Raw genomic sequence first — 13,007 nt, forward strand, 5'->3', positions numbered from 1 at the left:
GTGGAGGGGCTCGGCGTGATGGGCGTGATGGAGAGGTCAGCTCAGGGGGCCGCCGGCCTCCAGGGTGCCGTCCGGGCGTTCGACGTAGATGCACGTCCCGGGGCACTCGTCGGCCGCGTCGACGACCGCGTCGACCATGGGGAGGGGCACCGGCACGTACGCTCCGCCGGTCGTCTGGAGCTCGCCGGCATCGTCCTTGACGTAGGCCAGCCCGTCGACGTCGAACTCGAAGACGCTCGGGGCGAGCTGGACGCACAGACCGTCGCCGGTGCACGCGTTCTGGTCGACCCGCACGCGCAGGCCCGCCGAAACGCCCGGCTTCGCTGGAGTTGCCACAGGGCTCCGATCTTCTGTCACCATGGCACCGTAACCCGCTGTTTACGGCAAAGCTCGGTCGTCCTTGCGTGACCGGCCTGCCAGCGGCGGTCACAACGGTAGTGTGGGTGCGTCCCGGTCAGCACGGGGGAGGTGGAGGCGCAGTGTCCGGTCCCCGTTCGGGCTCTGGCTCCGGTGGGAGCACGGGTCGTCCAGGTGATGCCGAATCACAGCGGTCGGCGTACGAGAAGGAAGCACACGAGCTCACGACGCAGGTCGCCTTCCTGGAAGAGGAAGTGGCCATGCTGCGGCGCAGGTTGTCCGAATCGCCCAGGCAGGTCAGGGTGCTGGAGGAGCGCCTCGCGGAGATCCAGGCCGAGCTGTCGTCCGCCACGGGACAGAACGACAGACTCGTCGCCACTCTCCGAGAGGCGCGCGACCAGATCGTCACCCTGAAGGAGGAGGTCGACAGACTCGCGCAGCCGCCAAGCGGCTACGGGATCTTCGTCTTCCGGTATGACGACGGCACCGTCGACGTGTTCACTCAGGGCAGAAAGCTCCGAGTGACCGTGTCGCCGAGTGTCGACGTCGGATCGCTCTTGCCCGGCCAGGAAGTCATGCTCAACGAGGCCCTCAACGTTGTCGAGGCGCGATCGTTCGAGCGGCAGGGTGAGATCGTCCTGCTCAAGGAGGTCCTCGAAAGCGGTGACCGAGCACTGGTGATCGGTCATACGGACGAGGAGCGGGTGGTCATGCTGGCCCAGCCGCTGCTCGACGGTCCGATCCGCGTGGGGGACTCGTTGTTGATCGAGCCCCGCTCCGGTTACGCCTTCGAGCGGGTCCCGAAGTCCGAGGTCGAGGAGCTCGTGCTCGAAGAGGTCCCGGACATCGGGTACGAGCAGATCGGCGGGCTGAAGAGCCAGATCGAGTCGATCCGCGACGCGGTGGAGCTGCCGTTCCTGCACAAGGAGCTCTACCGGGAGCATCAGCTCAAGCCGCCGAAGGGTGTGCTGCTCTACGGCCCACCCGGCTGCGGCAAGACGCTGATCGCGAAGGCGGTCGCCAACTCGTTGGCCAAGAAGGTTGAGGCGATCACCGGCCAGGGTAACGGCCGGGCCTTCTTCCTCAACATCAAGGGCCCCGAGCTGCTCAACAAGTTCGTCGGCGAGACCGAGCGGCAGATCCGGTTGGTGTTCCAGCGGGCGCGCGAGAAGGCGTCCGAGGGGATGCCGGTGATCGTGTTCTTCGACGAGATGGACTCGATCTTCCGGACCCGAGGCTCGGGCGTGTCCTCGGATGTGGAGAACACGATCGTTCCGCAGCTGCTCAGCGAGATCGACGGTGTCGAGCAGCTCGAGAACGTGATCGTGATCGGCGCGTCCAACCGCGAGGACATGATCGATCCGGCGATCCTGCGGCCGGGACGGCTCGACGTGAAGATCAAGGTGGAGCGCCCCGACGCCGAGGCGGCCCGCGACATCTTTGCCAAGTACGTCGTGACCAGCCTGCCGCTCTACCCGGATGACCTCGCCGAGTTCGAGGGCAACCGGGAGGCCACGGTTGCCGCGATGATCCAGCGCGTCGTCGAGCGGATGTACGCGGAGAGCGAGGAGAACCGCTTCCTCGAGGTGACCTACGCCAACGGTGACAAGGAGGTCCTGTACTTCAAGGACTTCAACTCGGGCGCGATGATCGAGAACATCGTCGCCCGCGCCAAGAAGATGTCGGTCAAGGCGCACATCGAGGGCGGTCTCAAGGGCCTGCGTATGCAGTACCTGCTCGCCGCCTGCTTGGACGAGTTCAAGGAGAACGAGGACCTGCCGAACACGACCAACCCGGACGACTGGGCCCGGATCTCCGGCAAGAAGGGCGAGCGGATCGTCTACATCCGCACGCTCGTCACCGGAACGAAGGGCACCGAGGCCGGCCGCTCCATCGACACCATCGCGAACACCGGCCAGTACCTGTAACGGTCGGCGGACCCCGCCGCGCGGTTCCCACAGCGGTCGTGTTGCGACGCGACCGCTGTGGGCGGCATGCACCACACCACAGCACCCGGGACCCAAGCGGTCCCGGGTGCTGTGGTGTGCGCCGACCAGCCAGGGTTCACCTCCCAGGAAGGCGCCGGCCGCTGACGAGGAGCTGGCACCGAGGTGCGCAGCCACCTACGTGGGGTGCCCCCGTCTGCCGGTTGCGGCGCGATCCGGCGCCGGACTCGGGTGTCCCCGATCGGGGGATCCCCGCCCGCTGACGGGTCGGGCTCGGTGCTTGCCGCGCGGATCCGCGCGGGGCGCAACGGGGTCGCACGCATCGCCCAGAACAAACAAGGCGGACGTCCGGCCAACCGACCGCCCGCCCAGCACCTACGCTTGCAGAGTGAGCGCGCGCCGGATCATGGGAATCGAGACCGAGTACGGGGTGTCGGTGCCCGGTCAGCCGAACACCAATCAGATGTTGGCCTCGTCGTTGGTGGTGAACTCCTATGCCAACAGAACGTCGTCCTCGGGCAGCCGCGCCCGGTGGGACTTCGAGGAGGAGTCGCCATTGCGGGACGCGCGGGGCTTCGAGCTTCCCCGGGAGCCCGCGGTCGATCCCAGCGCGCCGGCCAACGAGGACGACCTGGGCCTCGCCAACGTCATCCTGACCAACGGGGCGCGGCTCTACGTCGACCATGCGCATCCGGAGTTCTCCTCGCCCGAGGTCACCAACCCGCGTGACGTCGTGCTGTGGGACAAGGCCGGCGAACGGGTGATGGCGGAGGCGGCGCGGCGCGCCCTGACGGTGCCGGGCGCCAAGCCCGTCAACCTTTACAAGAACAACACCGACAACAAGGGCGTCTCCTACGGCTGCCATGAGAACTACCTCATGGCCCGGTCGACCCCGTTCGGGGAGATCGTCCGCCACCTCACCCCGTTCTTCGTCTCCCGTCAGGTCATCTGCGGCGCCGGCCGGGTCGGCCTCGGTGTCGACAGCCGCGAGGCCGGCTTCCAGATCAGTCAGCGGGCGGACTTCTTCGAGGTCGAGGTGGGCCTGGAGACGACGCTGAAGCGGCCGATCATCAACACCCGGGACGAGCCGCACGCCGACCCGGAGAAATACCGCCGGCTGCACGTCATCATCGGCGACGCGAACATGAGCGAAGTCGCCACCTACCTGAAGGTGGGAACGACGTCGCTGGTCCTCGCCATGATCGAGGATGGCTGGTTCAGCGTCGACCTGTCCGTGGACGGCCCGGTGGCCGCGCTGCGGGCGGTCTCACACGACCCCTCGCTCAAGCATCTGGTGACCCTGCGCGACGGCCGGAAGATGACCGGCGTGCAGCTGCAGATGGAGTACTTCGAGCAGGCCCGCAAGTACGTGGAGAACAGGTTCGGCTCGGACGTCGACCCGCAGACCGCCGACATCCTCTCCCGCTGGGAGTCGGTTCTCGGCCGCCTCGAGGTCGACCCGATGAGCTGCGCCCGGGAACTCGACTGGGTGGCCAAGCTGTCGATCCTGGAGGGCTACCGCTCTCGTGACAGCCTGAACTGGGACTCGCCCCGACTGGAGCTCGTCGACCTGCAGTACCACGACGTGCGGCCGGAGAAGGGCCTGTACAACCGCCTCGTCGAGCGCGGCCGGTTTGACCTGGTCGTCAGCGAGGACGAGGTGACCCGGGCGATGACGGAGCCGCCGGAGGACACCCGGGCGTTCTTCCGCGGTCGCTGCCTCGCCCGCTACCCGCAGCAGGTCGCCGCGGCGTCGTGGGACTCGGTCATCTTCGACATCGGCCGGGACTCCCTGCAGCGGGTGCCGACCCTGGAGCCGCTGCGGGGGACCAGGGCCCACGTCGGCGAGCTGCTGGACCGCTGCGCCACCGCCGCGGACCTCGTCGACGCGCTGGCCGGTCGCTGAAGCCGCGCGCGTTGCGCCCTGGGCGGACGTCGCGACGAGACGGTCAGTTCGTGATGGAGTGGACCTCTCACCGATCGGACTGATGGCGTCGGTGGGGCGGGATAGTGTCGCGCCAGGCGATCGAAGGAGGGCTTCATGGCCACCAGGGACAGCGGCGGCGGGCAGCAGCACACCAACCGGCGCGCGGACGAGGCCGATGAGGTCACGACCGAGGAGAGCGAGGCCTCCGACCTCAAGGAGCGCCACGAGAAGCTGTCCGAGGACGTCGACTCGCTCCTCGACGAGATCGATGACGTCCTGGAGGAGAACGCCGAGGAGTTCGTGAAGGGCTACGTCCAGAAGGGCGGCGAGTGACCGCAGGGCGCCTGCGTTGGCGGGGCTGAGCCCGCGCCGCGCGGACGGTTGATCTCGGTGCCCCGGGCCGCCCGGGGCACCGAAGGTGCCTCCCGATCGTGGCGGCCGCCCCGTGTTGTCGACCGCCACCGGTCGGGCCGCCCACCCGTGCGCCGCACCTCGCCCGCCGGTTCCACCGGCGGGCGAGGTCGGGTCGCGGGCGGTCCGCCGGGTCCTCGCCGAACCGGTTTCCCGCTCGCCCTCGGGCCGAGCTGGCGCGGTCAACGAGGTGCGGATTGTCGCTGGTCACGTAGGCGGCCTCCCGGGCGCGCCCGGACGGTGCTGAACCGCCCCACCACAGGCCGCCGGGCGCCCGTCCGCCGGATCGACCGGGCGTCGGCGGGCGGCCTCGAGAGGTGCCTCGCGGGACCGGTGCGGGCCGGGTCGCCCGCGGGAGGATCGCCGTCGATCACCCGGCCGGTCGCCCTGGCCGACCCCACCGGGAGGCGATGGCCCTATGTTGTGCTCACGCGCACGTCGCCCGCGGTTCCCGGAGACGATCGGGACGCCGCGGGCCGTGTGACCGTCTATCGGAAGGGGGATGCGTGGCTGATCCAATGGGTGGCGCCGGGCGCCTACCGGCTGTGTTCATGACACCGGGAACGTCGTCGTTCACCGATTTCCTGTCGCAGTCGGCGCCGCACCTGTTGCCGGGGGCCCAGAGCGGCCTGCCGGGGCCGGTCACCGAGGTGGCGCACGGCACGACGATCGTGGCGGTGACCTTCCCCGGTGGTGTGATCATGGCCGGTGACCGGCGGGCGACGCAGGGGCACATGATCGCCCAGCGGGACGTCGAGAAGGTGCACCACGCCGACGACTTCTCCTGCGTGGGCTACGCCGGCACGGCCGGGGTCGGCGCCGAGCTGATCAGGCTGTTCCAGGTGGAGCTGGAGCACTACGAGAAGATCGAGGGCGCGACCCTGAGCCTGGACGCCAAGGCCAACCGGCTGGCGGCCATGGTCAAGGGCAACCTGCCGATGGCCCTGCAGGGCCTCGCGGTCGTCCCCCTGTTCGCCGGCTACGACCCGGACATGGACGCGGGCCGGATCTTCTCCTACGACATCGCGGCGGCGAAGTCGGAGGAACGGACGTACGAGTCCATCGGCTCCGGCTCGGTGTTCGCGAAGGGCTCGCTGAAGAAGCGCTACCGGGCCCAGCAGACCCAGGCCGACGCGGTGCGGATCGCCGTCGAGGCGCTCTACGACGCCGCCGACGACGACTCGGCGACGGGTGGTCCGGACACGATCCGCCGGCTGTACCCGATCGTCGCGGCGGTCACGTCCGACGGGTACCGCCGCTACGGCGACGATGAGGTAGAACCCGTGGTGACGGCCATCATCGCGGACCGTTCCACGAGCGCGGGAGGCTGACGTGACCATGCCGTTCGGATACGCGAGCCCCGAACAGCAGGTCCGCGACAAGTCCGAGTACGCGCGCAAGGGCATCGCGCGCGGACGAAGCGTGGTCGTCATCACCTACGCGGACGGGATCCTGTTCGTCGCCGAGAACCCCTCGGCGACCCTCCACAAGATCAGCGAGATCTACGACCGCATCGCGTTCGCCGCCGTGGGCAAGTACAACGAGTTCGAGAACCTGCGCACGGCCGGCATCCGCCTGATGGACTCTCGCGGATACATGTACGACCGGCGGGACGTCACCAGCCGCGCCCTCGCCAACGCCTACGCGCAGACCCTTGGCGCGATCTTCACCGAGAGCGTCAAGCCCTACGAGGTCGAGATCGTGGTGGCCGAGGTGGGCCGCAGCAGCGACGACGACCAGATCTACAGGTTGACGTTCGACGGGTCGATCGCAGACGAACGGGGCTTCGTCGCGATCGGGGGCGCCTCCGACCAGGTCACGACCTCACTGAAGGAGCATCACCGGGACGGCCAGCCCCTCGCCGACGCCCTGCGGGTCGCGGTGCAGGCGCTGACCGTCAGCGTGCCGCCGGGCCTGCCGCAGAACGGCGAGCGGGTGCTCACCGAGGCCAACCTGGAAGTCGGGATGCTCGACCGGTCCCGCGCCCGGCGGCAGTTCAAGCGGATCACCGGAAACGCCCTCGCCGAGCTGCTCGCCCAGACCGCCACGTCCTCCTGACCGACCACGTCCTCCTGACCGACCACGTCCCGCTGGCCGTGGCCGGAGTCCTGTTGACCGGCCGTGTCGGCCGGTCCGGGCGGTGCCCCTGCGCAACCGCCGGACCGGCCGAGCGGCGGCTCAGCGTGGGCGGACGTGCTCGTCGAGGAAGGCGAGCGCACGGGACCACGCGTCCGCCGCGGCGACCGGGCGGTACACCGCCTCCCGGTCGTCGCTGTGGAAGGCATGGCCCGCGCCCGGGTAGCTGACCAGCTCCGTCGGCGTGCTGCTGCGGGCCGCCGCCGCCCGCAGCGCACCGATCTCGTCCGTGGTGATCAACTGGTCCTCCTCGCCGTACAGGCCGAGCCAAGGGCCGCGCAGCGCCGGGGCCGCCTCGACCAGCGGCGGCACCCCCGGCCAGTAGGAGGTGCTCACCCCGCCGCCGTAGAACGACACCGCCGCGGCCAGCGGGTGACGGGTCGCGGTGTGCAGGGCGACCGTGCCGCCCATGCAGAACCCGACGATCGCGCTCTGCTCCGCGTCGAAGCCGGACTCGGTGAGATGGGTCAGGGCGGCGTCCACATCGGCGTCGATGCCCGTCCCGGTCAGGGTCTCCATCGCCGGGACCGCCCCCGGCCAGCCGCCGGCCGGGTCGACCTCGTCCAGCCCGTCGCGGTGGTACAGATGCGGGGCCACGACCAGCCAGCCCGCCCCGGCCAGCCGGTCGCAGACGGACACCAGGTATGGCGTGATGCCTCGGGCGTCCTGCACGACGACCACGCCACCCCTGGGCGGATCATCCGCTGCGGGGGCCACGATCGTCAGCGGCACCGTGTCCCGCCGGGCGACCTCCGCCCGCAGGTGGCTCTTCAGGGCGCCGGCCTGTCCGGCTCGGCTGGACGTCGCGTCGTTCGTTCCGGTTGTCATGGCGGCCATCCTTCCCCGTCGCCGCGTCCGTGACCGCCCGGCCGGCGTCGGACCTGCCACCTGTGCGGCAGCCGGGCGCACGAGAACTGTGCCGGCCTTCGTGTGGCGGCCCACCCGGGCACCCCCGAGCCCCCTGCGGGGACCTCCGGACGGTGCCGAGAACCGCCGGGTGACGGGGGATCCGCCGCGAAACGCCGTGCCGCGACACGCCGCCGGACCTGCCGTGGCTCAGTGAAGGCGTCACGCTACTCCCTGTAGCGTCCCGGCGGCCTCCGCCGGACGGAGGGGAGGATGCGGTGAGCAGACCGCTGCCGATCAGGACGGTGAGTGCGCGCGCGACGGCGGACTCGCGGGGTACGGCGGGCGCGGCGCGGGTCGGCGTGGCCGGGGAAGCGGTCCCGTGGTGACCGGCGGCCGGCACCGGGAGGGCGACCACGGCCCGCTGCCCGGGCAGCGCCACCAGCCCGGCCCGCAGGTGGACGGCGGCCCCGACCCGAAGGGCGACCCCGACGGCCACCGTTCCGAGGGCCACCGTTCCGAGGGCCACCGTTCCGAGGGCCACGGGGGCTCGACCGGCGTCGATTCCGGCGTCGGCCGGCATGCTCATCCCGGCTATCCGCCGCAGGACCATGACCCTGGTGACGCCGGCTCGCCGGATCGGCGACCGGCGCACGGCCCCCGTCATGTCGCCGACGACAGCGCCCTCCCGGCCCTGGACGGCACTGCTCCCGCCGGAGGTACCCCGCCGGGCGAGCCTGCGGCCGGTGCTGGCACCGGTGCTGGTGCTGGTGCCGGTGCCGGTGCCACCGGTTCGGCCGGTGAGGCTGGCCTGGGCGGTACGCCTGGTTCGGGGGAGGCCGGCGCCCGTTCGGATGATGCTCCAGACGGCCTCGTCGCCGGTGTCCGTCGCGACGCGGTGGCGGGCGCGGGTAGACCGGATGCCGCGGCGGAGCACGGCCCGGTCCGGGATCCGCTGAGCCTGCGCGGGATGCGTCGGGCCGGCGCGGTCACGGTCGGGATAGCCGTGCTGCTGGGGATTCTGGTGTGGCTCTACGGGACATCGGTGACCAGCCTGCGGCCACGGGACCTGCCGATCCTCACCGTCGGTCCGGCGCCCGCGGCGACCGCACTCGCCGACCAGATCAGCCGGGTCGAGCCCGGCGCCCTCACCGTGCACACGGTGCAGACCGTCGCCGCCGCGGACCAGGCGCTGCGCGACCGCGACGCCTACGCCGCGATCGTCATCGGCGACGACGGACTGACGCTGCGGGTCGCCTCCGCCGCCAGTCCCGCGGTGACTGAGGCAATCACCCGAGGCATCCGGGTGTTCATGCCCGGCCTGGAGATCCCGGTCGTCGACGTGGTCGCGAACGCGCCCCGTGACCAGGCCGGCGGGGGGCTGGCCGCCGGGTACCTGCCGCTCGTGCTCGTCATCGCCGCCGGCGGGGTGTTGCTGACCCGGCTGGTGCGCTCCCGGGCGGTCCGGCTGGCCGGCATCGCGGCGCTCGCGGTGCTCTGCGGCTTCGCCGGGACGGTGGCGTTGCAGGGCGCGCTCGACGTCCTGCCGGGCTCCTTCCTGGCGACGATGGCGGTGCTGACCCTGCTGGCCCTGGCGGTCGCCGGGCCGGTCGTAGGTGTCGGCGCGGTGGCGGGGACGCCGGGCCTGGTCGGCATCGTCCTGGTGACGGTCGCGGGTGCCGCGCTGTCGGCGGCGCAGTCCGCGCCGGAGATGCTGCCCCGGCCGTGGGGGGACATCGGCCAGTTCGCCCCGCCCGGGGCGGGGGCGACCCTGCTTCGCTCCACCAACTACTTCGAGGGCGCGGCCGGCGGCCGCCCGGTGGTCGTGCTGGCTGTCTGGCTGGTGATCGGCCTCTGGTTGGCCTTCGTGGGCGAGCGTGGCGCCGCCCCGGCGTTGTACCCGGGTTCACGGGCGGCCTCCCGGACGGGCCAGGGTCTGCAACGGCAGCCTGCCGGCGTGGCCACGACGGCGGCAAGCCCGGCCACGGCCACGGCGGGCGTAGGGGCGGGCGCAGCCCCATCCAGTACGGCCGCGGCCGAGGCGGGCGCGGGGAGCCCGGCGCGGGGCGCGGCTGTGCCCGCGCGGGCCGGCACGGTTGCTGGGACCCGCGTGGGCGCGGCGGCCGACCAGCCCCCGGCGGCGCGGGCGGGCAGCACCCCCGGCGGCCCACCGGCCCCGGTCGCGGCGCCACTGCCGACGTGGCGCTCGCCGCTCGAACGCACAGTGCCGATCGAGCCGTCGGGCGGGGTCCGGCTGGTGCCCCCGACCCGGCCGGGCGACCCGCCGCCAGGCCGCGGGGGAGGCCCCGCGGGGGACGCGGGAGTGGGCGGATCGCAATCCCGGTGACCTCGAGCCCGAGCGTCTCGCTACGCCAGGGTGGCATCCGAGCATAGGGTCACAGACGTGGATCGCCGCATCTTCGGACTGGAGAACGAGTACGGCGTCACCTGCGTGTTCCGGGGGCAGCGGAGGCTGTCCCCGGACGAGGTGGCGCGGTACCTGTTCCGTCGTGTCGTGTCATGGGGACGCAGCAGCAACGTGTTCCTCAAGAACGGCGCCCGCCTCTACCTCGACGTCGGGAGTCATCCGGAGTACGCCACCCCGGAATGCGACTCCGTCCCCGACCTCGTCACCCATGACAAGGCCGGTGAACGGATCTTGGAGGGCCTGCTCGTAGAGGCCGAACGACGGCTGCGGGAGGAGGGCATCGCCGGCGACATCCATCTGTTCAAGAACAACACGGACTCCGCCGGCAACAGCTACGGCTGCCACGAGAACTATCTCGTCGGCCGGCACGGCGAGTTCTCCAAGCTCGCCGACGTGCTGGTGCCGTTCCTGGTCAGCCGGCAGATTCTCTGTGGGGCCGGCAAGGTGCTGCAGACCCCGCGCGGGGCGGTCTACTGCATCTCCCAGCGCGCCGAGCACATCTGGGAGTCGGTGTCGTCGGCGACCACCCGGTCCCGCCCGATCATCAACACTCGGGACGAGCCGCACGCGGACGCGGAGCGTTTCCGCCGGCTGCACGTCATCGTCGGCGACTCGAACATGAGCGAGACGACGATGCTGCTCAAGCTCGGCTCCACCGACCTGGTGCTGCGCATGATCGAGGCCGGCGTCATGCTGCGCGACATGACCCTGGAGAACCCGATCCGGGCGATCCGTGAGGTCAGCCACGACATGACCTGCCAGCGCAAGATCAAGCTGGCGAACGGTCGCGAGGTCAGCGCGCTGGACATCCAGCGGGAGTACTACTCGAAGGCCGTCGAGTTCGTCGAGCGCCGTGGCGGCGACGAGGTCGCCAAGCGGGTGCTCGACCTGTGGGGCCGCACGCTGCTCGCGATCGAGACCGACGACCTCGAGCTCGTCGCCCGGGAGATCGACTGGGTGACGAAGTACGTGCTCATCGAGCGGTTCCGGCACAAGCACGGGCTGTCGCTGGCTTCCCCGCGGGTCGCCGAGCTCGATCTGAAATACCACGACATCCACCGCGACCGCGGGCTGTACTACCGGATGGAACGGGCCGGCCTCGTCGAGCGGGTGACCCGCGACCTCGACGTGTTCGAGGCCAAGTCCCGCCCGCCGCAGACCACCCGCGCCCGGTTGCGCGGCGAGTTCATCAAGCGGGCCCAGGAGAAGCGGCGCGACTTCACGGTCGACTGGGTCCACCTCAAGCTCAATGATCAGGCGCAGCGTACGGTCCTGTGCAAGGACCCGTTCCGCTCCGTCGACGACCGGGTCGACAAGCTCATCGCCAGCATGTGAGGATTCACCCCCTGTGACGTCCGCCTCGCGGCGTGCCCGCGCCGCCCAGATCACCCTCCGCGCGGTCACCGCCCGGCCCGCGCGGGTCGGCTCCCGCCGCCGGCACCTGCTCGCCGGCATGCTGCTGCCCGCCGTGCTGGTCATCCCGGCCCTCGCGGGCTGCTCCGCCTCGGACGCCCCCGACGGCACCCGAGCGGCGCCGGCGCCCAGCGTGACCGCCGGGTCCCGCCTGCCCGCGGTGCAGAACGCCACCGACCTGACCCGCAAGCCGCTGTCCGCCGCCGGCTCGGGCACCCCGCCGAGCACGCTGGTCACCCACGACCTCGTCACCGGCCATGGGGCGCGCGCCTCGGCCACCAGCACCGTGGCCATCCAGTACTCCGGCGTGCTGTGGCGCAACGGCAAGGAGTTCGACACCACGTGGGGCAGCGGCCAGACCGCGACCTTCCCGTTGGACAGCACGATCACCGGCTTCGGGCGGGGTATCGACGGGATGCGCGTGGGCGGCCGCCGGCAGATCGTCATCCCGCCCGATCTCGGCTACGGGCCGGCGGGTGGTCAGCCGCCGACGATCCTCGCCGACGACACCCTGGTGTTCGTGGTCGACCTGCTCGCTGTCCAAGGCAGCGGGGGCGGCGGGTCGACCGTCCAGCCCTAGGTGTAGTCGCGGTTTTCGGCCCTGAAGCCGGATCTCTGGCCCCTGCCGGTCCCCCCCCAGGACCCGTCTGGCGGACCGGGGGCGGATCGCCGGTGGGGGCGGTGCCGGCCCGGCGTCGCAGCTCGACTAGCGTGTGGCATTGTGTCCCGGCGACGGGTGGAGCGCCTGCTGAACCTGACGATGTGCCTCATGGCGACATCGCGCTTCATCACCGTGTCCCAGCTCGGCGAGTTGGTGGAGGGCTACGAACCCGGCGTCACGGAGGAGGAGCAGGAAGCCTTCCGGCGGATGTTCGAACGCGACAAGGCGTACCTGCGCGAGATCGGCATCCCGCTGGAGACCGGGACGGACTCGGCGTTCAGCGACGAAGTCGGCTACCGGATCCGCCGCGGCGACTATGCCCTGCCCGACATCGCCCTCGCACCGGACGAGGCCGCCGCCCTGGCGCTGGCCGGGTCGCTGTGGTCGACCACGGCGCTGGCCGGGCCGGCGGCGAGCGCTCTGCGCAAGCTGGCCGCCGGTGGCGCCGCGGTCGGTGACGGCGGCCTCGGCGCTCTGGACGGCTTCGAACCGCGGGTCGACGCGACGGATCCCGCGTTCGAGCCGTGCCTCGCCGCGGTGCAGGCCGGCCGCGCGATTCGCTTTCCCTACCGCAAGGTGGTCGAGACCGGCGTCACCGAGCGGCACGTCGAGCCGTGGGGCGTGCTGTCCTGGCGGGGCCGCTGGTACCTGGCGGGCCACGACGTGGTCCGCGGCGCCCCGAGGGTGTTCCGGCTGTCCCGGTTCGCCGGGCCTGTGCGGCCAGTCGGGCTTGGCGGGGCGGTGCGCGTTCCGCCCGACGTCGACCTGCACGCGATGGTCTCCACCCAGGCCCCGCTGGACCAGGTGCGCACGGCGACGCTCGCCGTGCGCCGCGGCACCGGCCACGCGCTGCGCCGCCACGCCGTCCCCGCCCTGTCTCTT

11 protein-coding genes are annotated in these 13,007 nt (G+C 71.5%); 9 read left to right on the top strand and 2 right to left on the bottom strand.

The window, feature by feature from the left end; translation table 11 throughout:
• Nucleotides 1-36: 36 nt before the first annotated feature.
• Nucleotides 37-360, bottom strand: a complete 324-nt coding sequence (locus NBZ85_RS18060; protein ID WP_261557972.1) for a ferredoxin — start codon at nt 358-360, stop codon at nt 37-39.
• 119 nt (nt 361-479) lie between these two features.
• Between NBZ85_RS18060 and arc the strand changes: the two genes are divergently transcribed.
• The 5 genes from arc to prcA all read left to right on the top strand — a co-directional run bounded on the left by arc (nt 480) and on the right by prcA (nt 6,699).
• Nucleotides 480-2,285 carry a proteasome ATPase gene (arc, locus tag NBZ85_RS18065; RefSeq protein ID WP_261557971.1) on the top strand — a complete coding sequence of 602 codons (1,806 nt, stop codon included), beginning with the start codon at nt 480-482 and terminating at the stop codon, nt 2,283-2,285.
• Nucleotides 2,286-2,709: 424 nt separating this feature from the next.
• Nucleotides 2,710-4,209 (top strand): depupylase/deamidase Dop, encoded by a 1,500-nt coding sequence (gene dop / locus NBZ85_RS18070; RefSeq protein WP_261557973.1) that lies wholly within the window; start codon nt 2,710-2,712, stop codon nt 4,207-4,209.
• 135 nt (nt 4,210-4,344) lie between these two features.
• The gene (locus tag NBZ85_RS18075) at nt 4,345-4,563 is read left to right on the top strand and encodes a ubiquitin-like protein Pup (RefSeq protein ID WP_163552065.1); all 219 of its coding nucleotides are present in this window, start codon (nt 4,345-4,347) and stop codon (nt 4,561-4,563) included.
• Nucleotides 4,564-5,147: 584 nt separating this feature from the next.
• A complete protein-coding gene (prcB, locus tag NBZ85_RS18080; protein ID WP_261557970.1) occupies nt 5,148-5,972 on the top strand; it encodes a proteasome subunit beta in 825 nt (274 codons plus the stop codon).
• Between the two features lies 1 nt (nt 5,973).
• Entirely contained in the window at nt 5,974-6,699 is a 726-nt protein-coding gene (gene prcA, locus NBZ85_RS18085) for a proteasome subunit alpha (RefSeq protein ID WP_136446702.1), read from the top strand.
• Nucleotides 6,700-6,819: 120 nt separating this feature from the next.
• On the opposite strand, the gene NBZ85_RS18090 is transcribed toward prcA, so the two are convergent.
• The gene (locus tag NBZ85_RS18090; RefSeq protein ID WP_261557969.1) at nt 6,820-7,605 is read right to left on the bottom strand and encodes a dienelactone hydrolase family protein; all 786 of its coding nucleotides are present in this window, start codon (nt 7,603-7,605) and stop codon (nt 6,820-6,822) included.
• A gap of 400 nt (nt 7,606-8,005) precedes the next feature.
• Between NBZ85_RS18090 and NBZ85_RS18095 the strand changes: the two genes are divergently transcribed.
• From NBZ85_RS18095 to NBZ85_RS18110, 4 genes are all read left to right on the top strand, one after another.
• Complete coding sequence (locus NBZ85_RS18095) at nt 8,006-9,970, top strand: hypothetical protein (RefSeq protein ID WP_261557968.1); 1,965 nt, start codon at nt 8,006-8,008, stop codon at nt 9,968-9,970.
• Nucleotides 9,971-10,027: 57 nt separating this feature from the next.
• Nucleotides 10,028-11,386 (top strand): Pup--protein ligase, encoded by a 1,359-nt coding sequence (gene pafA, locus NBZ85_RS18100; RefSeq protein WP_041939239.1) that lies wholly within the window; start codon nt 10,028-10,030, stop codon nt 11,384-11,386.
• A 13-nt stretch (nt 11,387-11,399) separates the two neighbouring features.
• On the top strand, nt 11,400-12,044 hold the full coding sequence (locus NBZ85_RS18105) for an FKBP-type peptidyl-prolyl cis-trans isomerase (protein ID WP_261557967.1): 645 nt from the start codon (nt 11,400-11,402) through the stop codon (nt 12,042-12,044).
• A gap of 189 nt (nt 12,045-12,233) precedes the next feature.
• Nucleotides 12,234-13,007: helix-turn-helix transcriptional regulator (locus tag NBZ85_RS18110; RefSeq protein ID WP_261562275.1), on the top strand; the 774-nt coding region annotated here is incomplete at its 3' end.

The sequence above is a fragment of the Frankia tisae genome, from assembly GCF_025403405.1.
In the GTDB taxonomy this organism is placed as follows: domain Bacteria; phylum Actinomycetota; class Actinomycetes; order Frankiales; family Frankiaceae; genus Frankia; species Frankia tisai.

What these genes read in the sequence shown, in the direction of transcription:
- NBZ85_RS18090 (WP_261557969.1), bottom strand. Translation starts at nt 7,605, where the DNA reads ATGACAACCGGAACGAACGACGCGACGTCCAGCCGAGCCGGACAGGCC.
- NBZ85_RS18075 (WP_163552065.1), top strand. Translation starts at nt 4,345, where the DNA reads ATGGCCACCAGGGACAGCGGCGGCGGGCAGCAGCACACCAACCGGCGC.
- NBZ85_RS18060 (WP_261557972.1), bottom strand. Translation starts at nt 360, where the DNA reads ATGGTGACAGAAGATCGGAGCCCTGTGGCAACTCCAGCGAAGCCGGGC.
- dop (WP_261557973.1), top strand. Translation starts at nt 2,710, where the DNA reads ATGGGAATCGAGACCGAGTACGGGGTGTCGGTGCCCGGTCAGCCGAAC.